This window comes from Halococcus dombrowskii, assembly GCF_022870485.1.
In the GTDB taxonomy this organism is placed as follows: Archaea; Halobacteriota; Halobacteria; order Halobacteriales; family Halococcaceae; genus Halococcus; species Halococcus morrhuae.
On record NZ_CP095005.1, the window covers coordinates 771,960 to 797,575 of the forward strand.

The 25,616-nt window shown below is 63.5% G+C and carries 26 protein-coding genes, 2 tRNA genes and 1 pseudogene; 10 read left to right on the forward strand and 19 right to left on the reverse strand.

Annotated elements, in window-relative coordinates; translation table 11 throughout:
* Positions 1–10 precede the first annotated feature (10 nt).
* Together MUK72_RS04195 and MUK72_RS04200 are read left to right on the forward strand one after the other, a co-directional pair.
* A tRNA-Ala gene (locus tag MUK72_RS04195) sits at positions 11–82 on the forward strand.
* A 228-nt stretch (positions 83–310) separates the two neighbouring features.
* The gene (locus MUK72_RS04200) at positions 311–583 is read left to right on the forward strand and encodes a DUF5827 family protein (RefSeq protein ID WP_004051575.1); all 273 of its coding nucleotides are present in this window, start codon (positions 311–313) and stop codon (positions 581–583) included.
* 22 nt (positions 584–605) lie between these two features.
* Here the strand turns inward: MUK72_RS04200 and surE are convergent, their stop codons facing one another.
* Entirely contained in the window at positions 606–1,388 is a 783-nt protein-coding gene (gene surE / locus MUK72_RS04205) for a 5'/3'-nucleotidase SurE (protein ID WP_244704214.1), read from the reverse strand.
* 12 nt (positions 1,389–1,400) lie between these two features.
* Between surE and MUK72_RS04210 the strand changes: the two genes are divergently transcribed.
* The 3 genes from MUK72_RS04210 (at position 1,401) to MUK72_RS04220 (ending at position 3,162) form a co-directional block, all read left to right on the forward strand.
* Entirely contained in the window at positions 1,401–2,249 is an 849-nt protein-coding gene (locus MUK72_RS04210; protein ID WP_244704216.1) for a DUF3800 domain-containing protein, read from the forward strand.
* 248 nt (positions 2,250–2,497) lie between these two features.
* The gene (locus tag MUK72_RS04215; RefSeq protein WP_244704218.1) at positions 2,498–3,010 is read left to right on the forward strand and encodes a hypothetical protein; all 513 of its coding nucleotides are present in this window, start codon (positions 2,498–2,500) and stop codon (positions 3,008–3,010) included.
* Complete coding sequence (locus tag MUK72_RS04220; protein WP_244704220.1) at positions 3,007–3,162, forward strand: hypothetical protein; 156 nt, start codon at positions 3,007–3,009, stop codon at positions 3,160–3,162. Before MUK72_RS04215 ends, MUK72_RS04220 begins: the two co-directional genes overlap by 4 nt.
* Position 3,163: 1 nt before the next feature.
* Here MUK72_RS04220 and MUK72_RS04225 read toward each other — a convergent pair whose 3' ends face one another.
* The 4 genes from MUK72_RS04225 to MUK72_RS04240 are packed head-to-tail and all read right to left on the reverse strand — an operon-like array spanning position 3,164 to position 7,446.
* Positions 3,164–4,675: a small ribosomal subunit Rsm22 family protein gene (locus MUK72_RS04225; RefSeq protein WP_244704222.1), complete on the reverse strand. Its 1,512-nt coding sequence runs from the start codon at positions 4,673–4,675 to the stop codon at positions 3,164–3,166.
* Positions 4,672–5,406: a prephenate dehydrogenase/arogenate dehydrogenase family protein gene (locus MUK72_RS04230; protein WP_244704223.1), complete on the reverse strand. Its 735-nt coding sequence runs from the start codon at positions 5,404–5,406 to the stop codon at positions 4,672–4,674. The genes MUK72_RS04225 and MUK72_RS04230 overlap by 4 nt, the downstream gene beginning before the upstream one ends.
* Positions 5,407–5,445: 39 nt before the next feature.
* Positions 5,446–6,246, reverse strand: coding sequence for a hypothetical protein (locus tag MUK72_RS04235; protein ID WP_244704225.1), 801 nt, complete (start codon positions 6,244–6,246; stop codon positions 5,446–5,448).
* A 42-nt stretch (positions 6,247–6,288) separates the two neighbouring features.
* Positions 6,289–7,446 carry a M24 family metallopeptidase gene (locus MUK72_RS04240; protein WP_244704227.1) on the reverse strand — a complete coding sequence of 386 codons (1,158 nt, stop codon included), beginning with the start codon at positions 7,444–7,446 and terminating at the stop codon, positions 6,289–6,291.
* Positions 7,447–7,527: 81 nt separating this feature from the next.
* Here MUK72_RS04240 and MUK72_RS04245 point away from each other — a divergent pair, with 81 nt between their 5' ends.
* The gene (locus MUK72_RS04245) at positions 7,528–9,375 is read left to right on the forward strand and encodes a glycoside hydrolase family 15 protein (protein WP_244704229.1); all 1,848 of its coding nucleotides are present in this window, start codon (positions 7,528–7,530) and stop codon (positions 9,373–9,375) included.
* Between the two features lie 398 nt (positions 9,376–9,773).
* Here the strand turns inward: MUK72_RS04245 and MUK72_RS04250 are convergent, their stop codons facing one another.
* The 4 genes from MUK72_RS04250 to MUK72_RS04265 all read right to left on the reverse strand — a co-directional run bounded on the left by MUK72_RS04250 (position 9,774) and on the right by MUK72_RS04265 (position 12,516).
* Positions 9,774–11,207: a hypothetical protein gene (locus MUK72_RS04250; RefSeq protein WP_244704231.1), complete on the reverse strand. Its 1,434-nt coding sequence runs from the start codon at positions 11,205–11,207 to the stop codon at positions 9,774–9,776.
* Between the two features lie 59 nt (positions 11,208–11,266).
* Positions 11,267–11,587, reverse strand: a complete 321-nt coding sequence (locus tag MUK72_RS04255; RefSeq protein WP_244704233.1) for a DUF5785 family protein — start codon at positions 11,585–11,587, stop codon at positions 11,267–11,269.
* A gap of 76 nt (positions 11,588–11,663) precedes the next feature.
* A tRNA-Ser gene (locus tag MUK72_RS04260) sits at positions 11,664–11,746 on the reverse strand.
* A gap of 26 nt (positions 11,747–11,772) precedes the next feature.
* A complete protein-coding gene (locus MUK72_RS04265) occupies positions 11,773–12,516 on the reverse strand; it encodes a glycosyltransferase family protein (protein ID WP_244704235.1) in 744 nt (247 codons plus the stop codon).
* 157 nt (positions 12,517–12,673) lie between these two features.
* On the opposite strand from MUK72_RS04265, the gene MUK72_RS04270 reads away from it, so the two are divergent.
* The gene (locus tag MUK72_RS04270; RefSeq protein ID WP_244704237.1) at positions 12,674–12,871 is read left to right on the forward strand and encodes a hypothetical protein; all 198 of its coding nucleotides are present in this window, start codon (positions 12,674–12,676) and stop codon (positions 12,869–12,871) included.
* A 3-nt stretch (positions 12,872–12,874) separates the two neighbouring features.
* Here MUK72_RS04270 and aroC read toward each other — a convergent pair whose 3' ends face one another.
* From aroC to MUK72_RS04295, 5 genes are all read right to left on the reverse strand, one after another.
* Positions 12,875–14,062, reverse strand: a complete 1,188-nt coding sequence (gene aroC, locus MUK72_RS04275) for a chorismate synthase (RefSeq protein WP_244704239.1) — start codon at positions 14,060–14,062, stop codon at positions 12,875–12,877.
* 306 nt (positions 14,063–14,368) lie between these two features.
* Entirely contained in the window at positions 14,369–15,661 is a 1,293-nt protein-coding gene (gene aroA / locus MUK72_RS04280) for a 3-phosphoshikimate 1-carboxyvinyltransferase (protein ID WP_244704241.1), read from the reverse strand.
* 462 nt (positions 15,662–16,123) lie between these two features.
* Positions 16,124–17,122 carry a lysylphosphatidylglycerol synthase transmembrane domain-containing protein gene (locus tag MUK72_RS04285; protein WP_244704243.1) on the reverse strand — a complete coding sequence of 333 codons (999 nt, stop codon included), beginning with the start codon at positions 17,120–17,122 and terminating at the stop codon, positions 16,124–16,126.
* Positions 17,119–17,760 carry a PHP domain-containing protein gene (locus tag MUK72_RS04290; protein ID WP_244704245.1) on the reverse strand — a complete coding sequence of 214 codons (642 nt, stop codon included), beginning with the start codon at positions 17,758–17,760 and terminating at the stop codon, positions 17,119–17,121. Before MUK72_RS04290 ends, MUK72_RS04285 begins: the two co-directional genes overlap by 4 nt.
* Positions 17,760–18,677, reverse strand: a complete 918-nt coding sequence (locus MUK72_RS04295) for a decaprenyl-phosphate phosphoribosyltransferase (RefSeq protein ID WP_244704247.1) — start codon at positions 18,675–18,677, stop codon at positions 17,760–17,762. The genes MUK72_RS04290 and MUK72_RS04295 overlap by 1 nt, the downstream gene beginning before the upstream one ends.
* Before the next feature lie 140 nt (positions 18,678–18,817).
* On the opposite strand from MUK72_RS04295, the gene MUK72_RS04300 reads away from it, so the two are divergent.
* Together MUK72_RS04300 and MUK72_RS04305 are read left to right on the forward strand one after the other, a co-directional pair.
* Positions 18,818–19,912: an NAD-dependent epimerase/dehydratase family protein gene (locus MUK72_RS04300; RefSeq protein ID WP_244704249.1), complete on the forward strand. Its 1,095-nt coding sequence runs from the start codon at positions 18,818–18,820 to the stop codon at positions 19,910–19,912.
* Between the two features lie 253 nt (positions 19,913–20,165).
* Positions 20,166–20,651 (forward strand): reticulon family protein, encoded by a 486-nt coding sequence (locus MUK72_RS04305; protein WP_244704251.1) that lies wholly within the window; start codon positions 20,166–20,168, stop codon positions 20,649–20,651.
* Between the two features lie 136 nt (positions 20,652–20,787).
* Here MUK72_RS04305 and MUK72_RS04310 read toward each other — a convergent pair.
* Positions 20,788–21,000: pseudogene (locus MUK72_RS04310) on the reverse strand (type II toxin-antitoxin system RelE family toxin); the annotation flags it as partial.
* 68 nt (positions 21,001–21,068) lie between these two features.
* On the opposite strand from MUK72_RS04310, the gene MUK72_RS04315 reads away from it, so the two are divergent.
* On the forward strand, positions 21,069–21,893 hold the full coding sequence (locus MUK72_RS04315) for an IS5 family transposase (RefSeq protein ID WP_244699423.1): 825 nt from the start codon (positions 21,069–21,071) through the stop codon (positions 21,891–21,893).
* 288 nt (positions 21,894–22,181) lie between these two features.
* Here the strand turns inward: MUK72_RS04315 and MUK72_RS04320 are convergent, their stop codons facing one another.
* The 4 genes from MUK72_RS04320 to MUK72_RS20415 all read right to left on the reverse strand — a co-directional run bounded on the left by MUK72_RS04320 (position 22,182) and on the right by MUK72_RS20415 (position 25,368).
* Positions 22,182–22,466 (reverse strand): ribbon-helix-helix domain-containing protein, encoded by a 285-nt coding sequence (locus MUK72_RS04320; protein WP_244704253.1) that lies wholly within the window; start codon positions 22,464–22,466, stop codon positions 22,182–22,184.
* A 121-nt stretch (positions 22,467–22,587) separates the two neighbouring features.
* Entirely contained in the window at positions 22,588–23,292 is a 705-nt protein-coding gene (locus MUK72_RS04325) for a tyrosine-type recombinase/integrase (RefSeq protein WP_244704255.1), read from the reverse strand.
* A 192-nt stretch (positions 23,293–23,484) separates the two neighbouring features.
* Positions 23,485–24,543 carry an FAD-dependent monooxygenase gene (locus MUK72_RS04330; RefSeq protein ID WP_244704257.1) on the reverse strand — a complete coding sequence of 353 codons (1,059 nt, stop codon included), beginning with the start codon at positions 24,541–24,543 and terminating at the stop codon, positions 23,485–23,487.
* 327 nt (positions 24,544–24,870) lie between these two features.
* The gene (locus tag MUK72_RS20415; protein WP_425311077.1) at positions 24,871–25,368 is read right to left on the reverse strand and encodes a methyltransferase; all 498 of its coding nucleotides are present in this window, start codon (positions 25,366–25,368) and stop codon (positions 24,871–24,873) included.
* Positions 25,369–25,616: the final 248 nt, after the last annotated feature.

Genomic DNA, 25,616 nt, shown 5'->3' on the forward strand with positions numbered 1-25,616 from the left:
AACAGGACGCGGGCTCGTAGATCAGTGGTAGATCGTCTCCTTCGCAAGGAGAAGGCCTCGGGTTCGAATCCCGACGAGTCCATCCTACTTTTTGCCCGGCTTCGCTCGTCTTCGACTCGCTCAGCCGGGCAAAAACGTAGTGAAAAACCGCACCCGCACCGCAAACCGCCTCCGCCGATCATTCTCGTATCCGTTCTGTTTTCGTCGTGCGTACATCACGAACAGCCCGAACGACGATGGCGACGCCTGCTGGCCGGCTGATCGAACCCGACACCGCCGAGGATTTAGGCCGTTCCGGCCTATCGTCGGTATGCCGCGCCAGAAATCCTCCTTCAACCGGTTGCGTCCCTTCGAGTTCCGCGAGCCGGCCGACGTGCTCGATCCCGACGCGATGTACACCGTCTACGAGATCGCTCGCCTCTTGCAGGGTCTGGAGCCCGACACCGAACTCGACATCGAGACGGAGGGTATCCTGCTCGACTGGGCGATCCCGTGGCTGGTCACGAACGCCGACGAACTCTGCTTCGGTGATCCCGAAAGCGACGACGAACCGGGCCACTACGGGCTTCTCGATACGGAGTAGATAGCGGCGAGACAAGTGGAGCTTATCGCCCGTACGATTCGGCGACCGCGCTGAGTGCGTCGTGGGCTTCGGTCGTGTGCGGTGCGGTCAGCGGCGAGACGCTCACGCGGCCCTCGAAGACCGCCCGACGATCGGTGCCCTCCGGGTCGGGGATCGCCCCGTCGGCCATCCGCTGCCAGATGCGATCCCGGAGTGTGAGGTCGCCGTCGTCGCCGACGGCGGTCAGCTGGTAGACGTCCGACGGGTAGGTGATCTCCATGCCGGCGTGCTCGCCGTCGGTGGCCGCCGGGATCGGTGCGTTGACGTTCAGATAGTCGGCGCGCTCGAAGATCTCGTCGCCGAGCGCGTTCGTCACGAGATGTCTCGTCGCCCGGATGGCCTCCTCGTACTCGCCTTCACGAGCAACGTACTCGCGGAAGTCGATGTCGCCCCCGGGGACGTACAGCGAGACGGCGATCGCCGGGACGTCGAAGAAGCTCGCTTCGACGGCGGCACTGATCGTCCCCGAGCGCCCGAGCGTGTACTCGCCGAGATTTGCGCCCTGATTGCAGCCCGAGACCACGAGATCCACGTCGGGACAGAGCGAGCCGAGGCCTGCCACCACGCAGTCGGCGGGCGTTCCTCCAACGGCATAGCCGAGGTCGTGCTCCTCGACGATGACCCGATCGGAGAGCGTGCGCCCGACGGCGCTCTGGTCCTCGGCGGGCGCGACGACCGTCACCTCGCCGTGAGCGGCGAGCGCATCGGCGAGCACGGCGATCCCCGTGCTCTCGATGCCGTCGTCGTTCGTCAGCAGGATCTGCATGGTCGATCTGTGATGGCCCCTCGCAAAAGCGCACCGTTGAGTGTTTCCTGTCGGCTGCACCCTCGCCTGGCTCTCGATAACTGTCCGAAGCACGATCGCGTGTCGGAACTATCATGTAGACGGCCGATGAGTACGAATCATCCCGCCATCGGGCCGTATATGACGACACTGTATATCTGCATCGACGAAAGCAGGAACCACACACGCGACCGCTGCTACTCCGTCGCCGGTTGCTGGTGTGTTTCGTCTCGCACCGATCCGACAAACGTCTTGACACCGACGAAGGATCGACTGCTTCAGTTGATCGAAACACACCCGCACACCGCGGCGCAACCGTCCGAACTGAAGGGCGCAGCGATTCACCCGGACACGCTCAACGACGTCATCTCTTTTCTCAAGGAATCGATGTACGACGACGGGACGATCGAACAGTCGCGACAGCCGTGGTCGATGCATGTTCCGCTCGGGTTCACCATCCACGCGCTCAACGCCCGACTTGCGACCGATTCGATCGAAGGGCTTGTCGGTCCGCTCGATGCCGCTGAAACGGTCCAAACGATCGCACTCTCGACGGTACTCAGCCCGTTGTTCGACAGTACGCATCTCGATTTGGGTTCTTACGATGAAATCAGCGTGGTGCTGGATGCGGAAACGTGGACGAACCCTGCTCAGCGAGTACGGGAGAACATCGATGAGCAAGCACTCGACATCGAGCGGATCACGTTCGAGACACGCGATAGCAAATCGACACCCGGGATTCAACTCGCCGATATCGCAGCATACTCGTGGCGACGCAACCACACTCGGGGTGATTGCGAAACGGCGGCCGGGCTTCTCCACGATCTTCGTTTCGCAAGATGAGAACCGCACGCAGCCACGAAGGCCTCATACCCCTTCAGTGAGGGATCATTGCCCTTCGCGCCGCTTACATGCATGTATGGGAGCGAACTATAAATCGGTTGTCCTTCGACCGTTCGGATCGAACTGTTCGATCACTTCACAGATTACGAGAGCAACCACTCGGCGGCCCACTATATCGCACGCGAACCTTCCCCCTTCGCAAAAGCGCACCGTTAAGGGTCATCGCTTCGCTGTGCGAGAACGAACGGATGAGTGAGGGATCCGACGCGCCGCGACGGGGCTGGTCGAGCAAGCGCCGCGAGACCGTCTATCGCGAGCTTCGGGACGTCCTCGACAGCCAGCAGTCCGTGATGGACGACATCGACGACAAGGCGCTGCGCACGGTGCGCATCACGGCGCTGCTGCTCGGCGTCGTCGTTCCCGCCGCCGGTCTCGCGGCCGTCACTTTCCAACCGCTTCTCGCCGCCGTCGGTGTGCTCGCGCTCGTTCTCTCGGCCATCGTCGGCGTGCTCACCTACGGCGAATCCGACCTCGTGGTCGGCCCGAGCGGCGCGTATGCCGTCTCGCTGGCGACGGGCGACGATGCCGACTGGGAGCTCGACTTCTTCGTCGAACTCGCCTCGTGGACCGAGAGCAACGCCGCCGACATCGCCGACAACGGCCGCCTGCTCTTCTACACGCAAGCGCTGTTCGTCGTCGGGATCGTCGCGCTCACCGCGAGCGTGGCTTTTTACCCGGTCGTGACCTATCTCGGAACATGAGTGGGAGTGACGACGGACAGCCGGATGAAACCGGTCAGCGGAGCCACAAGGGGCCGGCGCTGCTCTCGAAACTCCTCGGGCGCGACGGACACGAGCGACAGCAGGAACAGCGCGCCCGGCTGCGGGCAGCGATCGACGGATCGAGGGAGTAGTTCAGACGGGGATCCGGTCGACGATCGTCTCGTCGTCGACGACGAGATTGTACGATCCCTCGTCGTCGTTCCAGAGCACGAGCACGTTCTCGAACTCCAGGAGCGCGCCGTAGTCCGCGTCCGAGAGTGCCCGGTTGAGTGTCGTTTCGCGGGTCAGCACGGCGTAGTGATCGACCGCCTCGCTGCCGTCGCTGATCTTGAACAGGGGGTTCCCATCGGACAGCGAGTGGCTGAGTTTCGCAGCGATACAGTCCACCCGACTGGAGACGTGGCGCTCGCTGTCGGCCATCTTCGCCACGCGATTCGGATCGGGCGTGAACTCGATGCGGCGCGCTCCGTCCCGGCGAAGGATCGAATACGAGTACTGGACGTCGACGTTGACGAACGCCGCGCCCTCGTCGGCAGTTTCGGCGAGGCGGCGCTGGAACGGTGGCACGTCGAGGTCGCCCTTCACATCGAACGACCAGCCCCTGTCGGTCGGTGCGTGACCGGGCCAGAGGCGGACGGTCGGTGCGTACGCCGTCGCCGGACTACCGTCGGACTCACTTCGCTCGACCGACGAGGATCGCGCGCTGGAGGCGCGCTCACTACCGGAAGACTCGCTCCACTCGTCTTCCGTCGTTCGCAAGCCACCGGCTCGCTCACCGCCGTCGGCGAGCGCGCGTTCGATCCCCCGGAGACCGATCGACGTCTCGCGGTCGGCGGGCGCGATGGCGACGAGCGAGCCGTCGGGCGCGAGCGCGTCCACGTATTGTCGTGCGACCGTGGTCGGATCGTCGATCTCGCTCAACACGTTCGCCATCAGTATCAGGTCGTACTCACCGTCGGGATCGAACCCCTCGGCGCTCGTGCGGTGGACGGTCGGATGGAAGTTCTTGTCCGTGTCGTCGAGCAGCGCGTCCAGGATGTCCGCGGCGGCGCTCGGTTCGACCGCGTGATACTCGCAGAGCGCATCGTCGGGGAGGAAGTCGGCGAGGCCGAGCGCCGGCCCGCCGACACCAGCGCCAACGTCGAGCACGCGGAGCCCCTTCGGAAGCAGTCCGTCACGCGCGAGATCCGCGAGGACGTACTGGACGGTCGCGTAGTAGTCCGGCAGATGGTAGATGGCGTAGGCGAGCGCCGTCCCGCGGTCGTAGTTCACCGATTCACCGGCGAAGTACGACTCCTTGAACGTCCGAATCCGCTCGCGGAGGCGCTCGCCCGACTCGCCCGTCGGCCAGCCGGCCCCGTACTCGTCGACGAGCAGGTCTTCGAGCGCTCTGACATGGGGTTCGGGCAGCGCCGCGACGCCCGAAAAATCGGTCGTGATCGGTTCCGCGGCAACGGGGACGAACGTGCCGTCGTCGCGTTCGATGAGGTCGAGCTCGGCAGCCGACTCGCGGAGCACCTCGCGGACGACGGCGGGGTGGGGCTGGCCGGTGACGTACTCGTCGATCTCTTCGGGGTCGATCGGGCGCACCTCCCGGAGGTAGTTCGCGTTCGCACGGATCGCCGCGCGCTGGTCGTCGTTCATCGCTGCTCGCGCGCCTCGCGGTACAGCTCCTCGACACCCGTCCCGTCGACCGTGGCGATGCGCTCCGCGGCCTCGGCGACCGCTTCCGCGCCGTCGAATCGCTCCTGGATCTCGGCGTAGACCCGCGGCGATCCGGACAACACCTGGCTTGCGAGGCCGTCGAGCGGGCCGGAGATGGGGGTATGAAACTCCTCGCGGACGTCCTCGGCGGCGAGCGCGTAGGCGAGCACGGCCGCGTGCGCGCCGGCTTGAACCGTCTCCATTGCTTGATCGTGCTCGTCGGGCGTCGTCTCGAAGGGTTCGTTTTCGGCGGCCAGCGCCGCGCGAACCCCGTCGGTCGCCGGGCCGGTCGCGTCGGCGACCGTCGCGATCCGGCCGGGGGCGTTTTCGGGCGCGAATAGAGGGTGGAGGCTCAGTCGTTCGCGATCGGGTGCGTGCGTTCGCATCGCCTTGATCGGTTCAGCCATGCTCCCGGTGACGTCGATCACGGCGCGCTCGGCCGTCGGCGCGTGCTCGGCGATGGCCGCCTCGACCGCCGGCATTGGCACGGCGAAACAGACGGTGTCGAACCGTTCGTCGGTGTCGAGCGCCACCGACCGCGCATCGAGGCGGTCGGCGACCGCGGTGGCTCTCTCGGGATCGGTGTCCGTGAGGGTGACTGTGGTCGTATCGGCGAGCGTGCGGGCGAACCACTCGCCCATCGTGCCCGCGCCGACGACGAGAAGGGTCATTGTGCGTCGTTGCGAGCGGCTGGCAAAAGCCCCTTCGAGTCACTCGATCCGCTCGCGAAGCGTCGCTTCAAGTTCACTCGGATCATCGAGATCCGCGGTCGAGCAGCGAATCGGGAGTGGCCACGGCAATCCCCGGCGGATGGTGAGCGCGCGCTCCGAGCGCGAAACTGAGCGGAGCTGGTCACGAGGGACGAACAGCCCGCTCACAGAGCCCGAAACCCGAATTACGAGGCCATTCCCGTAGAGCGTGTATCGTCGATATCGTCCGATTACTGCTGCGCGCCCGAGCAAGACGCCCGCCAGCGGTCCAATAAAGCTCGCTTCCGCATCTAATTCGAGAACGATCAGCACTCCGCCAACGAAGAACACCGCTGCACCGACGAGCGACAATCCTCGAACGACTCGCTTGTATCGAGTATCGGGTGCAGCAGTCCACTCGGCGAGCACGCGTTCGTGATCGTGCAGATATGCTTCATAGCGGCGCATCGTCGTGATGTACACGAGGAACGCGGCTATCAGGGGAGCCAGAATGACGAGCAATAGCCTGTTCCCAGTCTCACTGGGGACGATTCCGAACGATACCAGGATTCCGACAACGGCCGTGATGACGGACATGCCGAGCGCAAGCGTGGTGTGGATTCGGTGATCAACGATCCACGACACGAGATTCGTCCGTGTCGTTGCGATGCCGGCAACGACGAGCAGTGTGATGATGCCGGTGACGAGCGGGGTGGGGGCGAGAAAACGAACTCCGGTCGCTGTGACGGTTCCAACGAAAACGACAGCACCCGCGAAGAGACCGATCGCCAGGGCCAACGAATCGAACGACGGGCGGCGCATGTATTTCCCGACAGCCGTGTCGCTGAAAAACGTTGTCGGGAGCTACTCGACGCGGAGGCGTTTCGGGTAGTCGGTGAGGTTCTCGTAGCCGTCCTCGGTGACGAGCACGAAGTCCTCGACGCGCACGCCCCCGACCTCCGGGTCGTAGAGCCCGGGCTCGATCGTGATGACGTTGCCCGCTTCGAGCTCGCCACCCTCGAAGCTCAGGCTCGGCAGCTCGTGGACCGCGAGTCCGACGCCGTGACCGGTTCCGTGGATGAAGCCCGTCTCGGTTTCCGGGTCGTCGCGCAGCGTCGGCTCGCCGGCGTCCTCGTAGACGTCACAGACCGCGTCGTGGACCTCCTCGCCGGTCGCGCCGGGTTCGACGACGTCGAGCGCCGCGTCAAGCGCCTCGTTCGAGAGGTCGTACCACTCCTCGGCGCGCTCGCTCGGCTCACCCTTCACGAACGTCCTGGTCATGTCGGCGTGATAGCCCGTGTCGGTGCTCTTCGGGAAGATGTCGACGATGATCGGCTCGCCGGCGGCGAGGGGACCGCTGCCGTCGTTGTGCGGGTCGGCGGCGTCGGCACCACCGGCGACGATCGTCTCGCCGGAGCTGTAGCCGTGCTGGAGCAGCGTCGTCTCGACGGCCGTCTTGACGCGCTCGGAGGTGAGCGGTTCGCCGTCGGCGACGAGCTGGCCGTCCTCGACGTCGGCTCCCTGGATGGCGTTCTCGGCAGCGACCATCGCGCGCTCGTTGACTTGCTGGGCGTCTCTGACCTTCTCGATCTCCTCGTCGGTCTTGACGGCGCGGATGCCGACGAGGATCCCGTCGTCCTCGGCGGTCACGTCGATGCCCTGCTCGCGGAGCCCGTCGGCGGTTCCGACCGGGAAGCGCTCCGGGACGAGCAGCGAGTCGATGTCGTGATCGTCGAGAAAGCGTCCGAGCAGTTCGGTGTTCGCCTCGCGCCCGCCGGCGTCGTCGGCGTAATCGGCGTGCCGGGAGACGGTCGCGGCGCGGCTCTCGGTTTTCGCGCGGCCGTATTCGAGCGCCGATACCAGCAGGTGGGTGTCGCCGTCGTAGAGTGTCACGAAGGGATCGGGTGCGACGAATCCCGAGAGGTAGCGCTGGTCGGGGTCGTCGCCGTCGGCATCGAGCAGGTAGCCGTCGGCGTCGTAGTCGGCGAGTTCCGCATCGAGCGCGGAGAGATCCGGATCCATAACGGAAATTCGAGTGTGGCCGACAAAACGATGGCGTCTCACGGGCGGGAGCGTTATGAAGCCGCCACCGCAGCCTTCCGTATGGATTTCCTGCCGATCGGCGACTACGGTGTCGTCGGCAACCTCGAAACTTGCGCGCTGGTCGGGCGCGACGGAACGGTCGACTGGTGGTGTCTCCCACATATTGAATCGTCGAGCGTCTTCGCTGGCGTTCTCGATCCCGAGATCGGCGGGCAGTTCGCGATCCAGCCCACCGGCGAGTTCGAGAGCGAACAGGAGTACGTCGAGCGGACGAACGTGCTCGAAACCTCCTTCGCGACCGAATCCGGCACGGCGACCCTCACTGACTTCATGCCGATCGTCGGCGAGCAGCAGACACTCGATATCGCCGAACATGCCCTCTATCGACGCGTCGAGTGTGGGGAGGGTTCGGTCGAACTCGACGTCGAGTTCGCCCCGCGCTTCGACTACGCACGCGCCGAAACGACCGTCGAGGCGGTCGACGGCGGCGTGCTCGCGACCGGCAACGACGAAGAACTGTTCTGTCAGAGCTCGGTCGCGCTCGATACCGATGGTTCGACGGCGACGGGCACCGTCACGCTCGACGAGGGCGACACCGTCTGGTTCGTCTGTCAGTACGGCGAGCGCGGACGACTCGACGATGATGAAGCGGCGGCAATGTTGGAGGCGACGACCCAGTTCTGGAAGGGCTGGGTTCACCACTGTACGGACTCGGAGCGCTGTCTGTTCTACGGGCCGTGGCACGAGCTCGTCATCCGCTCGGAGCTCGTGCTCAAACTGCTGATGCGTCGCGAGACCAGCGCCATCGCCGCCGCGCCGACGACCTCGCTGCCGGAGACGATCGGTGGCGAGCGCAACTGGGACTACCGGTTCAACTGGATCCGTGATGCGGCGTTCACCGTGCAAGCGCTCCACGAACTCGGCCACGCCGGGGAGGTCGAGGATTTCTTCGAGGAGTGTCTCGCCCGGATCGCCGAGGGCGAATCTGGACGGGTTGAACAGCCCTTCTATGGTGTCGACGGTGAGGACCTCCCCGACGAGGAGGAGCTCGATCATCTCGAAGGCTATCGAGGGTCATCGCCGGTGCGCATCGGCAACGCGGCGGGCGACCAGCGCCAGCTCGACGTCTACGGCGAACTCGTCTTGGCGATCCACGAGACGACGCAGTACGGCGAGACTCTCACTGAGGAGAACTGGGACGTGCTCCGGGACGTCATCGAGCACGTCTGCGAGGTCTGGGACGAACCGGGCTACGGGATCTGGGAGGACCGCGTCGACCCCAAGCAGTTCGTCTACTCGAAGGTGATGTGCTGGGCGGCCATCGATCGGGCGCTGACGATGGCCGAGGCGACCGACTACGAGGCCCCGACCGACGAGTGGGAGGCTGTCCGTGCCGAGATCGAAGAGCGCGTGCTCGACGAGGGCTACGATGAGGAGATGGGGAGTTTCACCCGCTCGTTCGAAACCGACAACGTCGATGCATCGCTGCTCCGTCTCCCTGTCGTCGGCTTTCTCGAACCGGACGACGACCGGATTCTCGGGACGATCGAGGCGGTCCAGGACCATCTCGCGACCGACGAGGGACTCGTCTATCGCTACGACACCGACGACGGGCTCGACGGCGAGGAGAACCCGTTCGTGCTCTGCTCGTTCTGGCTGGTCGACGCGCTCGCGCTGGCCGGCCGCCGCGAGGAGGCCCGCGACCTCTACGAGGACGTGCTCGAACACGCGACTTCGCTCGGCCTGTTCGCCGAGCAGGTCGACGGAGAGACCGGCGAACAGCGGGGTAATTTCCCGCAGGCGTTCAGCCATCTCGGGCTCATCAACAGCGCCATCTACGTCAGCGAAGGTGCCGACCCCCGAACGCCGACCCCCATCGGTGTCGACGCGCCTGACGGGATCAGTTGAGGCGGGCGCGTGAACCACGATGGTCGGTGCGTCGCTGGTGGTTGCTGTGGTGCGCGTTCGCGCTCGTGTGCGAGCCGAGCGGGACCGAAGGTCCCGCTGGCCGTGCGAACGGGCGGCTTCGCCGCCCGTGAGCAGACGACAGCGAGCACCGAGCGCGAATATTGTGCGAGGGATGAGCGAGCGACCGGAAGGAGTGAGCGAATCGGTTGGGGAGGGATGTGGGCTGTTGCGATGCAGTATGGGGAATGACTATCCGCGCGAGTGGAATGAGCGCGGTTCACTGCGAACGAGGCCGTAGGCCGAGTGAGCAGGTCTTTTTAGTCCAGGTTTTGGTCGGGGGTTGAGCGCGAGCGAACGGAGTGAGCGAGCGCGATTCCCCCGACCAAAAAAGTGGGATTCTACCACCAGTAATCCCCGATCAACTGCATCAGGAGCGCCTGTCCGAACACCGCTGCGGCGAGTAGTGCCCGTCGTGCTCGCGAGGCGTTCGTCGCGCGGAGTGCGGCGGCGACCGGTAGCAGGAGGAACGGATAGAGAAAGAGCACGCCGCGGGCGGTTTCGCCGGTATGGTAGACGCCGCCGGCGAACAGGCCCAGGATCGAGACGACGGCAGCGCCGAAGAGCACGAGCGGTTCGCGATCGTACGTGCTGAGGCCGCGTGCGCCCCGCCAGAGGACGCGCGTACCGGCGATCGCGAGCAGTCCCAAGTAGGGTGTGAAAAACAGCGCGATCTCGGCGACGTCCTCGATGCGCGTGTAGAGATAGCGCAGCGGTTCGGCGAACAGGAGGAAGCCACCGGGGTTCTGCTGCTGGGAGGCGGCGGCGAACGAATCGAGGTAGTTGAAGTCGAAGACGACCGCGAGCAGGGTGTAGGTACCGAGCAATCCGATGAGCACGACCACGAACGGGCGGCGTTTCGCGGGGCGGATGGCCGCGAACGCGGCGAGCACGGGAAGGACGAAGACGAAGACGAACGTCTGTGTCGAGGCGACGAAGACACAGGCGAGCGTACCGAGCGCCGCGAGGAGCCGTGACTCGCGCGTGAAGCAGTAGATCGCTCCGAGCATCGCGACCGTGATGACGATGTCGAGCGTCGTCAGCGCGTAGATCTGGGCGGCCGGCAGCAGGACGAACAGGAAGGTCGTGAACTGTGCGACGTCGCGCGGATAGTACGTTTCAAGCAGTCGAAAGAGGAGCAGCGCCGCGAGCGCGAGCGAGAGCGTGCCGACGGCGAGCGAGACCGCAAGCGACGACGGGAGCAGCACCTCGAAGAGATAGAAGGTGAACACCGCCCCTGGCGGGTGCGTGCGCGCGTGTAACGGCAGGCTCAGCTGTTGCTGTTCGAACGTTTCGAGGAATCGGACGGGATCCACGACGGTGACGGCAGCCTCGTAGTAGCCGCCGGGGTCGGCGATACCGATGGCCGCCCGTTCGTAGCTCCCCGGTGCCGAGAGCGGCCTGAGCAGTCCCGGTCCAACGCCGTGGGTGAGCGTCGTCAGCACGAGAAGAGCGATGCCGGCAACGATGACCGGCACGACGGAGTTTCGGTCGGTACGGAGCAGGTAGACGGTTGCGACGAGGAAGACCGCGATCGCCACAACGGCGAGGATCGGCGCGTCCGGCAGGGGGATCCGCTCGATGCGGAGGGTGAACTTGCTGAACGGCCAGAACTTCGGAATGCGCGTGTTCGCGCCGAGCAGCTGGCGATCGACGAACTTGATGAGGACGTTGCAGAAGACGACCGTGGTGAGCGTCACCCAGCCGATCGCGAGAACGCGTCGGAGCGAAAAGAGGCCGGCGGAGTGACGTGTGGAGTCGGTGCCGCCGGTCATGCACGTCCATCCAGCCGACGGCGCTTAGGTGCTTTCGTCCGCGCCGAATGGGTGGTGAGTCAGGCCTCGGTACCGGGACCTTCGGTTTCGGTGTCGTACTCCCAGTAGCCGTTTTCGCGCATCGTTTCGCCGACCCGCTGATGCATCGTCTGGATGTCCTCGATCTCGTCGCTATCGACGTTGTCGAAGATCTCCGACAGGCTGACGACCCGCTCGTGGCTGAGCCGGATCGGGTCGTCGCCGTGTTCGTCGACGAACGCCGAGACGTCGAGCGGGAAATCCTCGTGCTCGTCGACTTTCTTCGCGATGACTGCCTGTCCGTACTTGCGCATCCCTTCGCTCCCTTCCTCGCCGTCGGGGTCGTGGGGCCAGTCGGCCATGATTCAAAACTGGTCGGTCGCCGCAAAAGCGTTGCTGCTCGCTATTGTGTTGGTAATCCACTCGTCACGAGAAACGCGGTGGGGATGGGATTCGAACCCATGAGGCCATAGGCCACCTGTTTTCAAGACAGGCGCAATCGTCCACTCTGCCACCCCACCGCAGCCACGACTACCTCCGCGGGCATCTAAGGGCTGTCGGTGTCCGCTTTCCGCAACGAGAGATCGCCGTCTTCCTCAACAAGCGTCGCGTCCAGATCATCGAGACATGCGGCGGTATGCTGGGGCACGTCACGTCCGGCCCGATCGCGCGCACGGACGAGTGCGAGCGCACCCGTGAGGTCCGTGCCCGTCTCGATCACGGAGGTCATCGGTCCGTAGTCGACATCGAGCCCAGCATCGTTCGCGCGCGCGGTGAGCGTCTCAACCGCCGGCGGCGTGTAGGCTTCCTCGAAGTCGATCGGCGCGGAGAAGCCGGCGGCGTAGACTCGGCCTTCAGAGGCGGGCCCGAGCACGACGTCGCTCCGACGGAGTTTCATCATTAGTCCATCGATATCGCCGCGCGTGAGGAACGGGGCGGTCGGTTCGACGGCCATCGCCGAGCTCTCCTCCTCGCTTTCGAGCAGATGCGTGATCGTGTTGCCGACGCGACCGGCGAACGTCGATCCGGCCTGCGTCTCGTAGCGCACGCCATCCGGGTTTTCGAGCGCGGCATCGGCGAGCGCGCGCAGTTCCGTCTCGGGATCGCCTGACTCGTTGGGGCGGTAGTTGACGAGCAGGTCGCTCGCGCTCGTCTCGACGGCGCGGAACACGTCGGCGCACATCGCCGCGTAGAGGTCGGCAATCTCGCTCTCGGTGAGCGGCGTCGACGCCGCGAGATCGGCCAGCACGCCCTCGCTCGGCGCGTCACAGAGGACGGCGACTGTAGTCATGGACGCACTCCGCGCGCGGCGCTCTTGAACGCCGTGGCTCGCCCGTCAGATCGCGGGATTTATTCACGCCGGCGCTGTCACTCGTTCCCATAGATGGTTCCCGATATCGATCGTATCGACGGCCACGAACGCGACGAACGATCACGGAGCGCCTGAGATGTGGCTCTCACGGCTGCTCGCCGGGCTCGTCACACTGCTCGTCGCCATCGCTGCCATCGGTAGCCTCGCCGTCCTCGTGCTGAACGCGCTCGCACCGACGACGATCGCCGTGCTCGCGCTGGTGATCGTTGCTCTCGTCGCGATGAGCGCCGTCGGCGCGCGCTCGCGGCGATGGCTGTCGAACCCCTACTGGTAACGATCAGTCCTCGGTCGATTCGGCGCTCGTCGGCGCGTCGGGGTCGTTTTCCGGGCTCGATGGATGATAGTCGGTGTCGTACTCGCCCACGTCGCCGTCCAGACGGTCGGGGTTGACGCGCCCGCCGAGCAGCATGAAGTCGGCCATCGTGAGCGCGGCCATCGCCTCGACGACGGGGACGCCACGCGGCGGGAGCACGGGGTCGTGACGGCCGATGACCTGGGCTTCCTTCTCCTCGCCCGTCTCCCAGTCGATGGTGGTCTGTTTCTGCGGGATCGAGGTCGGCGCGTGCAGCGTCACTTCGCCGCGGATCGGCTGACCGGTGGTGATCCCACCCTGGAGCCCGCCGTGGTCGTTGCCGACGGGGATCGGGTCGCCATCGTCGTCGAACTCCCAGTCCTCGTTGCGCTCGCTACCGCGATAGCGCCGGGCCTCTCGTCCGAGCCCGAACTCGAAACCCGTCGCGGCGGGCACGCTCAGCATTGCCTGCCCGAGTCGTGCCGGCACCGAGTCGAATCGTGGCGCACCGAGCCCGCGGGGCGCACCCTGAATCTCGAACTCGATGGCCCCACCGATCGAGTCGCCCTCCTCCTGATATTCGTCGATGCGCTCGCGCATTCGCTCCGCGGTTTCGGGGTGCGCACACCGGACTTCGTTCTCCTCGGCGTGTTCTCCTATCTCCTCGAAGCTCACGTCGGGAGCCTCGATCTCGCCGATCTGGTTGACGTGCGCCCGGATCTCGACGCCCTCGTTTGCGAGAATTTGCTTGGCGATCGCGCCCGCCGCGACCCAGTTGGCCGTCTCGCGGGCCGACGAGCGCCCGCCGCCGCCCCAGTTCCTGGTGCCGAACTTCGCCGAATAGGTGAAATCGCCGTGTGAGGGTCGCGGCGCGGTAATGAACGGCTCGTACTTGCCCGAGCGGGCGTCCTTGTTCTGGATGACCATCCCGATCGGCGTTCCGGTGGTGTAGCCGTCCTGTGTACCACTCTTGATCGAGACGGCGTCGGGCTCGCCGCGGCTGGTCGTGATCTGTGACTGGCCGGGTTTGCGCCGGTCGAGCTCGCGCTGGACGTCCGCCTCGTCGAGTTCCAGCCCCGCGGGACAGCCCGAGACCGTGACACCCATCGCTTCGCCGTGGCTCTCGCCGAAGGTCGTGACCCGGAAGAGCCGACCGAACTCGTTGCCGTTCATGGCTTCGCGTTGGCGCGCAGGGATTTGAACCCACTTTTTTCTGCGTCGGGTGCGCGCTCCGCGCGCACCACTCCTTGAAAAACCTGGACTAAAAACTCCTGCTCACTCGCGGTGCTCGTTCGCAGTGAACCGCGCTCGTTTCACTCGCGCGGATGCTAACATCTCCCGAAAACCGCCCGCCTCCGCCGAAGCCCTCGCATCCCTTCGGGATGCTCGCCCTTCATCCACCAGGACCGCCCGCCCCGCCCCACCCCGCTCCGCACCGCACCACTCCGCCTACAAACGCTCCGCACAAACACCGTCGTCTCAGTCGAGAGTCACGTCGGCACCAGCATCGGCGAGCGTGGCGAAGAAATCCGGAAAGGAAACGTCGACGTGTTCCGCGCCGACGACGGTGGTCGCCCCATCGGCGACCAGCCCGGCAATCGCGAGCGCCATTACGATCCGATGGTCGCCCCGGCCGTCGACGCGCGCGCCCTGGAGGGCCGAGTCCTCGCCGTGGATCGTGAGCGAGTCCTCCCGCTCGGTGACGCTCGCACCCATCGCTTCGAGTTCGTCGGCCATCGCGCTCACGCGATCGGTCTCCTTGTACCGGACGTGTTCGGCGGTCACGAGCCGCGTTTCGCCGTCGGCCGCGGCCCCGAGAACCGCGAGCGTCGGCAGGAGATCGGGCGTGTCGCCGACGTCGATCTCGACGCCCGACAGCGGCGAGCGCACGATCGAGATCGTCCCGGCGTCACGCTCCCACGCGATCTCCGCGCCCATCCGGTCGAGGATTTCGACGATGGCACTGTCGCCCTGCGCGCTCGGCCGCGCACCCTCCACGGTAAGTTCATCGTCGGCGGCGAGTGCGCCGGCGGCGAGCAGATACGAGATCGACGAGAAATCGCCCGGCACGCGATATTCGCCGCCCGCGTCGTAGGCCTGCCCGCCCGCGACCGCGAACCCCTTTCCTCCGTTCTCGGTCTCGACGCCGAAGTCGGCGAGCAGCTCGCGAGTGATTTCGACGTACGGCGCGGATTTCAGTTCGGTTTCGAGTCCGATCTCGATGCCTGACTCGGAGCGCGCACCGGCCATCAGGAGCGCGGTCACGAACTGCGAGGAGACGTCGCCAGGCATCGAAACCCGCCCGCCGTCCACCGGCCCGCCGACGACGAGCGGGGCCTGCCCGTTCGCACGCGTGCTCTCGGCGCGCCCATCCAGATCATCGATCGCAGCGAGCAGCGGCCCGTGCGGGCGCGAGCGCAACGATCCGTCGCCGGTGAGCACGGTCAATCCCTCAGCGAGCGCCGCCGTCGCCGTGACGAGACGCATCGTCGTCCCGCTGTTGGCACAATCCACGACATCGGCCGGCGTCTCGGGGTGACCGAACCCCTCCACCGTGATGCGCTCACTATCGTCCGCGATTCCCTCGACACGCCCACCGAACGCCTCGACGGCCCGCGCCGTCGCGCGCGTATCGGCAGAGACGAGCGGCCGCTCGATCCGCGTGGTACCGTCGCCGTAGCCCGCCGCCAGGATCGCCCGGTGGGTGTAGCTCTTCGACGGCGGTGCTCGGACCGTGCCGCTCACGCGCGAACTCCCGATGTCGGCGTTCATACCCGCTCCTCGGACGGCGGGGCTATCAGACTGCCGGACCTCCACTTTTTTACTCGTCGGGTGCGCGCTCCGCGCGCACCACTCTCTGCTCGCGGGCGTGCGAGGCGGCTTCGCCGCCTCGAACTCGCGGCGCGTAGCGCCGCGCATGGCCCGCTCGCACGGTATGAGGGACCGGAGGTCCCTCACTACTCGCAAAACCTGGACTAAAAAGGACCGCTCGCTCCCGACGGTCGCTCACGGTGAACCGCGCTCACATTCGTTCGCGCGGACGGTTCATTCACAGCACCGCACCAACGCCGCCCACATACCTCCCCAGCCGATTCGCTCTGCTCACTTCGTTCGCGTCGCTCATCCCTCGCACAATGTTCGCGCTCGGTGCTCACTTCGTTTCGCACACGAGCGCGAGCGCGCGCCACAGCAACCAGTGTGTCTCCAATTTTCGATTCCGGTCCTGACCGACTGTCAGGCTTCGGCGCTCGACCCGGTGAAGAGCTTGTGTGCGCTGAACACGACGAAGCCGAGGATGGCGGCGTACCAGAGTGTGCCGACGCGAATGACCATCGTCGCGCCGACCGCGATCGGTTCGGCGATGCCGAACGTGAGGAGCACGCCGGTCATGCTCGCCTCGGCCGCACCCAGCCCGCCGGGCAGCATGCTCACCGCGCCGACGACCGAGCCGAGCGCGAAGACGAACAGACCGACCAGCAGGGAGGTCTCGACGCCGAACCCGCGGAGCGTGAGCCAGAGCGCGACGCCTTCGAGTCCCCACGCGACGATGCCGAGCAGCGTGGCCACCGAGAGCGGGCGGAGCCGAAAGAGCTTGTACGTGCTCTCGTAGAGCGTTTCGAGCCCTTCGGCGTAGTCGCCGATGACGGGCAGCGATCCGACCCACGAAAGCAGACGGAGACAGCCCGCCCGCCACTGGAGCAGCCCGATCCCGAGCGCGAAGACGACGGCGACCGCCACCAACACCGCGGGCGAGCGCCCGTAGGCGACGACGCCGAGCGCGGCCAGCAGCGACAGCGAGAGCAGATCGGTGATGCGCTCGGCCCCCACGACGGAGGTCGTCCGACTCGCGGGCACGCCCGCCTCGTCACGCAGCAGCCACGCCTTCCAGACCTCGCCCGCCTTCCCGGGCGTGACGACCATCATCAGTCCGCTGAAGAACACCGTGAGACTCGTCTTCAGGGGGACGTGAACGTCGAGCTCGCGCAGGTAGAACTCCCACTTGGCGAAACGAAAGCCGTAGCCGACGGTCGTCAGGAGAACGACTGCGCCGAACGCCCAGAGCTCGAACTCCGAGAAGGCCGCGATCACCTTCTCGGCGTCGGCGAGGACGAACAGCGCCGCGAACACCACCACGGTCAACACCGCCGTCACCCAGACGCCGTGGTCGCTCACGAGCTGGCGGATGCGACCCGTCGACTCGTCCTTGCTCGCTCCCTCCAGGGAGTCGCTCATCGCAGCCCTCCGATCGCCCGCCGGGCCTGCTGGATCTTCGTGGCGACGTGGCCCGAGAGATAGCGCCCGTGTCCGCACGGTGTCGTGGTTCCCTCGCGAATCGCCTCGCGGAGCGTGCCGTCGAACTCGGTCGCCGCGCGGCCGACCTCCATCGGAAAGTGCGCGTCGCTGCCGCCCGTGATCGCCAGCCCGTGATGGGCGGCGAACGCGCGCGCCTGCCGGTTGAACAGCGGGCGCACACACCGGGAGTTCGTCGCCTCGACGCCGTCGACCGCCGCCGCGATCGCCGGCAGCTCGCGGTCGTAGAACTGGCGCACCGTGTCGAACGGATGGGAGAGCACCGCGATCCCGCCCTGCTCGTGAACCTCGTCGATCACAGTGAGGGGGTCCGTCTTCGGCGGGGCTTCATCGACGTCGATACCGAGCAGGTGACCCTGCGTGGTCGTCACCTCGACGCCCGAGACGACGTCCAGCCTCTCGGGGGCGTGCTCGCGGACGCGATCGACGTTCGCGAGCGTGTCGTGATCGGTCACGACGATGCCGTCGAGTCCCGCGCCCGCGGCGGCCGCGGCGACCTTTCTGGGGGACGTGGCCGAACACGGCGAGGCGTCGGTGTGGACCTGGAGGTCGTAGCGCATCAGCCGAACACCCCGACGAGCCACGCGCGCGGGCGACCGTAGAGGACGACGACCGCGATCAGCCCCCAGAAGACGAAGTTGACGAGCAGCTGTCGATCGACGAGCAGCGCGCCGGGCGACGCGCCGCCTTTCGTCGTGTAGACGAGATGGTGGTAGCGGAAGACGCCGAAGAAGGCGAACGGGAGCGTGAGCATCATCGCGAGCTTCGCGCCCGTGAACGTATAGATCGAGTAGGACATCAGCAGCGTCGAGATGACGATCCCGAGCAGCTGATCGAGCGTCTCGGGCGTGTAGTCGGCGAGCGTCGCACGCGTCTCGCCGGGCACCTCGCTGGCGGCGAACTCGTGGCGGCGTTTGCCGAGCGCCAGCAGGAGTGCGGCGAGAAACGTACAGACGACGAGCCACGGGCTGAGCGCGACGCCGATGGCGACCACGCCCGCCACGGCTCGAAGGACGAACCCGATGGCGATGAGCAGTACGTCGACCAGCACGACGTCCTTGAGATACAGCGAGTACGCCGCGTTCTGGACCAGGTAGGCGACGATGATCGCGACGAACAGCGGGCCGAGCGTGTACGAGAGCGCAAAGCCCGCGACGAGCAGGGCGATCGCGAACGCGCCCGCCGTCTGGACGCCTACCTGTCCGCTCGCGATCGGACGATTGCGCTTCTCGGGATGTTTGCGGTCCTCCTCGACGTCGCTGATGTCGTTGAAGATGTAGGTCGCGCCGGCGACCGCACAGAACGCCGCCACGGCGATCGAGACCCGTCCCCACGCCATCGGGTCGAACAGCTGCTTCGAGAAGACGATGGCGATGAGTATCACGCCCTGTTTGTACCACTGCCACGGACGGATCTCGTAGGCGAGACCGGCGGCCGTGCGCACGAACCCGGCCTGCTGTGTCTGCGCCTCACCCATTGGCCCTCATCCACGGTCGCGAGACATAAACCTGACCGATCGATACGCACCGTTTCGGACCGTTTCAGGCGTGAGAATCCCACACGGGCGCTCGCATCGTATCGGTAGATAGTTGAAACGCCCCCCATTACGGCGGGCCTATGCAAGCGCACGCACACGACGACGATCGACTCGCCGAGCCCGGTTCGCTGCTCGTCACCGGCGGTACGGGGTTCCTCGGACTCCACACCTGCGAGTATTTCGCCGAGCGCGGCTGGGACGTGACCGCGTTCGACCTCAAACCGTTCAAACCCGAAGACGAGATCGAGGGCGTCGATTTCGTCGAGGGCGACGTGCGCGACGAGGAGACGGTACGCGACGCGATCGACGAAACCGGTGCCGACGCGATCGTCCACACCGCCGCCGCGCTCCCGCTGTGGGACGACCAGCGCATCCGCGAGACGACGATCGACGGCACCCGCAACGTGCTCTGGGCCGCCAAGGAAGCAGACGTCGAGCGCGTCGTCTACGTCTCCTCGACCGCCGTCTACGGCACTCACGACCACCATCCCATCACCGAGGAGTCGCCCCTGGATGGTGTGGGTCCCTACGGCGAGGCGAAGATCGAAGCCGAGAAGATCTGCCGTGACTTCCGCCGGATGGGTCTCTGCGTCCCCATCCTGCGCCCGAAGACGTTCATCGGACCCAAGCGCCTCGGCGTCTTTCAGGTGCTGTTCGACTGGATCGAATCGGGCGCGAACGTGCCGATGGTCGGCTGGGGCAACAACCAGTACCAGCTGATGCACGTCTACGATCTCGTGCGCGCGATGGAGTTCATGTTCGCGAAGGACGAGAGCGACGTGAACACCACGTTCAACGTCGGAGCCGAGGAGTTCGGTACGATGAAGGAGGACTTCCAGGCACCGATCGATTACGCAGGCACCGGCAAGCGCACCGTCGGAACGCCGACGCCGCTGACGGTGTTCGCCCTACGCGTGCTCGAAAAACTCAACCTCTCGCCGCTGTACCCCTGGGTCTACGAGACCGCCCACGAGGATTCCTATGTCTCCGTCGAGAAGCTCCAGTCGCTCGGCTGGGAGCCGAAATACTCGAACAAGGAGGCGCTCGTCGAGACCTACGAGTGGTATCTCGAGAACTACGACGATCCCGAAAGCGAGGGCACAGGATTGGACCACCGCGTCGCCTGGGATCAGGGTGCGCTCACGCTCGTCAAGGGCGTGTTCAAACACATCTGATCGGGTTAGTACTGATATTCGGGAGTTTCACATCACAGATACTCGATTTCTGAAATCGGTGTGTGAGATGCAGGGCGCGTATCTTGCAGGTTCCAGCTCATGGCTTATCCTGCCAGCCCTCCGGCCCCGACAGGGGCCGTGAGGCACCGCGATGCGGGAGCGAACGCCACGAGTAGCCAGAACCATTCGAGGAAGTACTAAGCGATTATAGCTCGGGAGAAAACTTATATCAAATCCCCTGATATTCTGCGATATGGACTTAGAGACACGGCGTGTCGTCAATGAGGAACTCTGGCGGAGTATCGTGTGGGCTGGAATCGGACTATTCGGTTGGGGAATTCTTGCTGGCGAGACTGCGCTCTTGGAGGCAAACGTACTGACTTTACTCAGTGTACCATTTCTCACGTGGACCGTTCTGACTACAACGATGATTGGAACCCGGATTGTAACAGGAACGGAGCTTCAGGTCCAGTCCAAAACTGGTCTGTCGCTGTTTGTGACGCTCGGAGTTCTTGCTGGAGGGGTCGCCTCCCTGTTTTTAGTTGCTGTTGTGGGCTATTCTGCATTGAGTATTAGCTCCCTCTACGTCGCAATATCAGCCATAACAGTGCTCTGGGTTTGGCACACGGTGTTCCCCAATTTCGAGCCAAGAACACTACCTAGCTCTCCTTTCATCAGCAGCCAGAGGCCGCTCCACAGCCGCCAGAATCGAATCATGAATCGCTACCCCTGCAAATAGCCACTCCTCTGTTTACAGGGTGCGAGATATAGCCTCTCTATCTTGCACGGCGCTTCTGTCAGAATCAGATTAGACCGAGTTGCTCAGGCAGAGCTCACAGCGCAAGTCGATCAGAGATTTCGTGCAGCAAGGACGATCAATCATCGTCGGCAGTGTACGCTCCACCGCGACGCTTGATTCGGGCGACTACCATCCGTTGCTCGGATTGACGAAAGGTTACGGCTAGGCGGAACTCACCGATACGTACTTTCTTGTGCGGACTGTTCTGGAGGGGTTCACCATAGTCCGGCGGATCTCGCCACGGTGAGTCGACGATTTCGTCGAGTTTGTTCAGTATCTGCTCTTGCTCTGTTGATCGCCGGTTCCGTCCGGCGATTCTACCGCTGAGTTCAGGGGAATTGGACGCCTTCTTGCGGTATGGAACGTTTGCGACAACGCGCGAAGAAATATCGAGAACTTGCCAAAGAACACGTGGAGGATCCAGACGCGCCTGCCGTCGCCGACGAAGACGGCGACGGCGAGCACGCTGAGTGGAACAAAATCGCGTTACTGCTTCTGCGCGAAGACATCGGAAAGCCGCTCCGTCATCTCGAAGATTATCTCAACGAGATGCCCGGGATTCTCGACGTGTTCGGGTTGGAGAAGTCGCCGGATCACACGTCGTTTTGCAACTGGGAGAAAGAGATCTCGATGCGAACACTGCGCAGCCTGCTCCGCAGAACGGCGGAGCAGGCTGGCTTCTCGGGAACTGGTGCGATCGATGCCAGCGGCTTCCAGCGTGGTCAGGCAAGCCATCATTACCGCAAGCGGGCGGATTACTCGTTTCAGGCGATGAAAACCACGGTTCTGGTTGACACGGAGTCGTTGGTGATCAGGGACGTCCATTTCACGACGAAGAAGGCCTACGACGGACATATCGGGTTGCAAGTCTTCCGGCGGAACGCCGGAGACCTGCGGGAACTCCTCGCGGATAAGATGTACTCGTGGAAAGAGCTTCGAGAGAAGTGCCGGAAAGAAGCCACGCGTCCGGTCATCAAGCACTGTGAGCAATCCCCGTTGCAGAAGGCTCACAACGCCCGGATCGACGATGACCTCTACAACCAGCGGTCAATGAGCGAAACCGTCTTTTCGATGCTGAAGGCAGATGATGGCGAGAATCTCCACACAAGGACGTGGCACGGGCAATTTCGAGAGCTGACTCGGAAGTGCATAATCCATAACCTCTCGCGGGCGGTCGGCTAACGCCGCCGCCCGCTCTTTCTCTGTCAGATGGTCTGAGAGGCATCACCAGCGATACGCCGATCCATCCGCCGGTCCTTATCAAATCTGTCAATTCTAACCCAACCGCAAATCTATGTTTCTGCATCGTGTGTCACGTTGAATCGTCGGTTAGAGCCGCTAAGAGTTGTATTCAGCTACCCCACCCCTTCGCTGTCTGTCGATCAACAGAGCATCTGCTCTTGTTCAGATGGAGAAAAGGACGAAAGATCGTTCTGTGCTTTCGATGTGAGCTCCCACGTCCAGTCGTTCTTACTCATCGCTGTCCGTTCCGAACTGTTCGCGGGCTTCGTCGGCGCTCATCGTCCGTCCCTCACGGATGTCCTCCTCTGCTTCGAGGAGAGCGACGAGCTCGTCGCGGTCGAACGTCGGGAATTCGGTTGCGTCTCGGAGGGTGTACCGGATGAACTCACTACGGCTGTTGAACCCGCGTCCCTGCCATGTGCCGTCTATTTCGTCGAGAAACGACTGTGTGACTTTGAAATTCACCGTGACGATCTCGTCATCTCCATCTGGTCCGGTAGTCGCTTCGGACATACGCTGGTATTACGCGCGTCTTACTAAATCAGTTCCGACGGTACACGCTGGGTTAGTGACCACCTGCTGCGTACACCCCTCTATGCAGTATTGGGTGTACTGTCAGAAGAGGGGAAGTCACCTACCTGTGATGAACTTGTCGGAGTGCGTCGGCAGTAGCGGTTCCAGATATCCGGATATATTTCTGAGCCGTCGCGAGATCACTCCAGCCCATGAGGGCCTGCAAGGGAACCGGGGCCACGCCTTTATACGCATGATAGCTGGCCGCCGTCGCCCGCAGGCAGTGTGGATAGATTCGTCCGGTGAGGTCGGCTTCCTCGGCAGCTTCCTGGACCCGCCGGTTGACAGTCGCCCGCGATCGTGGAAAGCCGTCGTAGCGGTTGGCAAATCGCTCGATGCACAGCTCGATGCGGAGCGACAAATCGAAGGGGATCAACCGGACCGAGGCGATGGTCTTCGGATGCCAGCGTGACGCGAGGGCATCCGGTACGGTAAGTTGTTCGTTGTGGGCTGCTTCCTGACGGGCCTGACGTCGACAGTAGCCACAGCTACACGATTCATGCCGTGGAATCCGGATGAGCTTGCGATCCCAGTCGATCCATGAAGTCCGGAAGTGAGCTATCTCTCCAGCGCGGAGGCCGAGTCGTCCACCGACCAAGCAGACGAATCGTGCTTCGAACCCTCGAGGGTCAGGGAGTGCGGTACACGCTTCCAGCAGGAGTGCGAACTCGCGGTCGTTCAGTACATCCTCGTGGGTGTGACGGGTGGTCAGCGCCTTCCGGTGCCGTTCCGCCCACCCGTTATTGGATTTTGGATGGTGAGCCATCTCGTACGCATGTGTGCCGATGAAGAATGCCTCTTCCTCTCGGAACGACAATAACAGCGAGCCTTCTTGCTGGATAGAGGGCGCGTATCTTGCATGCTCACGCTCATCCTTATCCCGCTAACTCTCTGGCCCCTTGCGGGAGCCGTGAGGGTGGTCGGTTAGCTCGTGTGGGTGAACTCTTTACTGAAAGACTCAGAAATCGACTGCGATCATTGATTCTGTTTGCTTCTGCAATAGTAAGGAAGGTGTGTGCCTGAATGCGGTGTTCCGAATTTTCGCCAGAATCGGATACTCCACCTGTGCCAGCCGGCCCTGTATCCGTGACTGACGCAGTATAGTTTCTGCTCGATCTTTGCGACGAGTTTCGTAGGCAGAAAGCGCGCGATGGGTGGCTCCGTGGGTACCTATTGACTCGGCGAGGACGACGGCATCTTCCATCGCCTGTGCGCTTCCCTGTGCGAGATTAGGAGTCATAGCATGAGCAGCATCTCCGAGAAGAGTAACACAGCTGTTGGTCCAGTGATCGAGTAACGGTAAATCCGTCAATGGCGTTTGGATGATGGTATCGTCGTCGGTAGCAGCGATGAGATTGGGAACGGGATCAGTGAAATTTCGATACTGTTCGGCGAGTTTAGCGGAGGTTGCTTCCGGCGCAATGTCTGGAGATTTCGCCACAACTGAGGCAAACCAGTACACCCGTTCGTCATCGACAGGAAAGTACCCGAAACGCACTCCACGACCCCAGAACTCTGCACCTATCTGAGTGATGTCGGTCAAGGGAGTTGCGTCGACGAGTCCTCGATAGACAACTTCACCAGCGTATCGTGATCGGCTGCTCGGGGAGATATTCTTCCGAATGATCGAGTTGACGCCATCAGCACCAATAACGAGGTCCGGCGTCTTTTCGCTTCCATCAGCGAACTGAATCGCGGGTTGCTTCGCGTCGACACCGACACATTCCATACCGAGTTGCAATCTGTCAGGGGACATTTGGTTTCTGAGTACGGACTGGAGGTCAGCTCGGTGGACAGCTACCATGATATGATCAAGGCCGTGTCGATCTACAGGAGTGCGAAAATCCATTGGCATGAGAAGCTGTCCTCCTTTGGTTCGCAATTCGATTCGATCCACGGCAACGCCACGCTCTTCAACAGCATCGGCGACATCGAGTTGATCGAGCGCTTGCATTCCATTGGGGGCAATTCCGATCCCGAATCCAACCGGCCGCAGTTCATCTGTAGCTTCGTACACTACCGGGTCGAATCACGGATCTGAAGGCCAATAGCTGTACTCAGTCCGCCGATGCCGCCACCAACGATTGCAATGTTAGGCATCTGTGTGTATGAGTATATGCTCTGGGAGGTTGATGCTCAGTTCGTTTCTTGACCGCCGATGTCCGTCGATCTCAACGCCGGTAACAGCGGAGATTGCCACCCTGTCAGTAATCAATTGCGTCATTGTGAGGTTGATTTTTCAATAACGCTGTCCTATCACTGCATGAGTTGAACGAGTGTCTTCCATCCTATGAATCGGGGGACACGCTCGCGGTAGGTCTCGTAGTCCTCGCCATACTGTTCCTCAAGCCACGGTTCCTCCGCGAATGGGAGTAAGAGGGTCCAAATTGCACTCCCAACGGCAAGAATCGCAAACCGAGCCGACTTCGTTAAGAGAGAGAGAGAACCCACCAAGCGCAGTGAGAATGCCGACGTACTGAGGATTGCGAGTATATTGATAGATACCACCAGTAAACAGACGGCCTTCGAGACCCGATGATTCCGCGATGTTGAGGTCACGTCCTGCACGAGCACTGATAGCAACTCCGCTAGCTGCCAAGATGCTCCCGAGTGAGAACCGTCCCGGTAGATCTGTTTCAAGTGAGCCTCGGTCGAGATATCCAACGATCGCAGCACTGGCAGTCATCACTGTCCCACAAAGCCAATAGAGACGGAATGCCCACGAACGCTCACCCGGTGGCCAGAAACGGCGGTTCGGGACGAGAATACTGATAAGCAGGCCACAAATGATGATTCCTTCCGCAACGAGACCGGTGACGATTGCGAATCGAGATTTACCCATACGAAGAACACTTGTGCCGCTGTAAAAAATCAACCTATCTCCTCAGAACTACTTGTTCACGCTTCGGGGCCGACGTGCTCCAGCGCTCGCTGGCACGGCCCTCATGGCCCCCGAGGGAGGCGGGAGGGTTGACGGAATAAGAATCACGGGGAGTAATAAGGAGACAAGAGATACCAGCAAAGCCAGATGCGAGATACAGCCTCTGTATCTCGCACACCATCTCTATCCGTCGTCCCGACTATCGGTCT

Excerpts from the sequence above, each read along its gene's own strand:
- aroC (WP_244704239.1), bottom strand. The coding sequence starts at position 14,062 with ATGAACGGCAACGAGTTCGGTCGGCTCTTCCGGGTCACGACCTTCGGC.
- MUK72_RS04290 (WP_244704245.1), bottom strand. The coding sequence starts at position 17,760 with ATGCGCTACGACCTCCAGGTCCACACCGACGCCTCGCCGTGTTCGGCC.
- MUK72_RS04250 (WP_244704231.1), bottom strand. The coding sequence starts at position 11,207 with ATGACCGGCGGCACCGACTCCACACGTCACTCCGCCGGCCTCTTTTCG.
- MUK72_RS04325 (WP_244704255.1), bottom strand. The coding sequence starts at position 23,292 with ATGGCTCACCATCCAAAATCCAATAACGGGTGGGCGGAACGGCACCGG.
- MUK72_RS04225 (WP_244704222.1), bottom strand. The coding sequence starts at position 4,675 with ATGAACGACGACCAGCGCGCGGCGATCCGTGCGAACGCGAACTACCTC.
- MUK72_RS04265 (WP_244704235.1), bottom strand. The coding sequence starts at position 12,516 with ATGACTACAGTCGCCGTCCTCTGTGACGCGCCGAGCGAGGGCGTGCTG.
- MUK72_RS04285 (WP_244704243.1), bottom strand. The coding sequence starts at position 17,122 with ATGAGCGACTCCCTGGAGGGAGCGAGCAAGGACGAGTCGACGGGTCGC.
- MUK72_RS04300 (WP_244704249.1), top strand. The coding sequence starts at position 18,818 with ATGCAAGCGCACGCACACGACGACGATCGACTCGCCGAGCCCGGTTCG.
- MUK72_RS04245 (WP_244704229.1), top strand. The coding sequence starts at position 7,528 with ATGGATTTCCTGCCGATCGGCGACTACGGTGTCGTCGGCAACCTCGAA.
- MUK72_RS20415 (WP_425311077.1), bottom strand. The coding sequence starts at position 25,368 with ATGGGTAAATCTCGATTCGCAATCGTCACCGGTCTCGTTGCGGAAGGA.
- MUK72_RS04210 (WP_244704216.1), top strand. The coding sequence starts at position 1,401 with ATGGCCCCTCGCAAAAGCGCACCGTTGAGTGTTTCCTGTCGGCTGCAC.
- MUK72_RS04200 (WP_004051575.1), top strand. The coding sequence starts at position 311 with ATGCCGCGCCAGAAATCCTCCTTCAACCGGTTGCGTCCCTTCGAGTTC.
- MUK72_RS04255 (WP_244704233.1), bottom strand. The coding sequence starts at position 11,587 with ATGGCCGACTGGCCCCACGACCCCGACGGCGAGGAAGGGAGCGAAGGG.
- MUK72_RS04220 (WP_244704220.1), top strand. The coding sequence starts at position 3,007 with ATGAGTGGGAGTGACGACGGACAGCCGGATGAAACCGGTCAGCGGAGC.
- surE (WP_244704214.1), bottom strand. The coding sequence starts at position 1,388 with ATGCAGATCCTGCTGACGAACGACGACGGCATCGAGAGCACGGGGATC.
- MUK72_RS04315 (WP_244699423.1), top strand. The coding sequence starts at position 21,069 with ATGGAACGTTTGCGACAACGCGCGAAGAAATATCGAGAACTTGCCAAA.
- aroA (WP_244704241.1), bottom strand. The coding sequence starts at position 15,661 with ATGAACGCCGACATCGGGAGTTCGCGCGTGAGCGGCACGGTCCGAGCA.
- MUK72_RS04295 (WP_244704247.1), bottom strand. The coding sequence starts at position 18,677 with ATGGGTGAGGCGCAGACACAGCAGGCCGGGTTCGTGCGCACGGCCGCC.
- MUK72_RS04235 (WP_244704225.1), bottom strand. The coding sequence starts at position 6,246 with ATGCGCCGCCCGTCGTTCGATTCGTTGGCCCTGGCGATCGGTCTCTTC.
- MUK72_RS04240 (WP_244704227.1), bottom strand. The coding sequence starts at position 7,446 with ATGGATCCGGATCTCTCCGCGCTCGATGCGGAACTCGCCGACTACGAC.
- MUK72_RS04215 (WP_244704218.1), top strand. The coding sequence starts at position 2,498 with ATGAGTGAGGGATCCGACGCGCCGCGACGGGGCTGGTCGAGCAAGCGC.
- MUK72_RS04230 (WP_244704223.1), bottom strand. The coding sequence starts at position 5,406 with ATGACCCTTCTCGTCGTCGGCGCGGGCACGATGGGCGAGTGGTTCGCC.
- MUK72_RS04305 (WP_244704251.1), top strand. The coding sequence starts at position 20,166 with ATGGACTTAGAGACACGGCGTGTCGTCAATGAGGAACTCTGGCGGAGT.
- MUK72_RS04270 (WP_244704237.1), top strand. The coding sequence starts at position 12,674 with ATGTGGCTCTCACGGCTGCTCGCCGGGCTCGTCACACTGCTCGTCGCC.
- MUK72_RS04320 (WP_244704253.1), bottom strand. The coding sequence starts at position 22,466 with ATGTCCGAAGCGACTACCGGACCAGATGGAGATGACGAGATCGTCACG.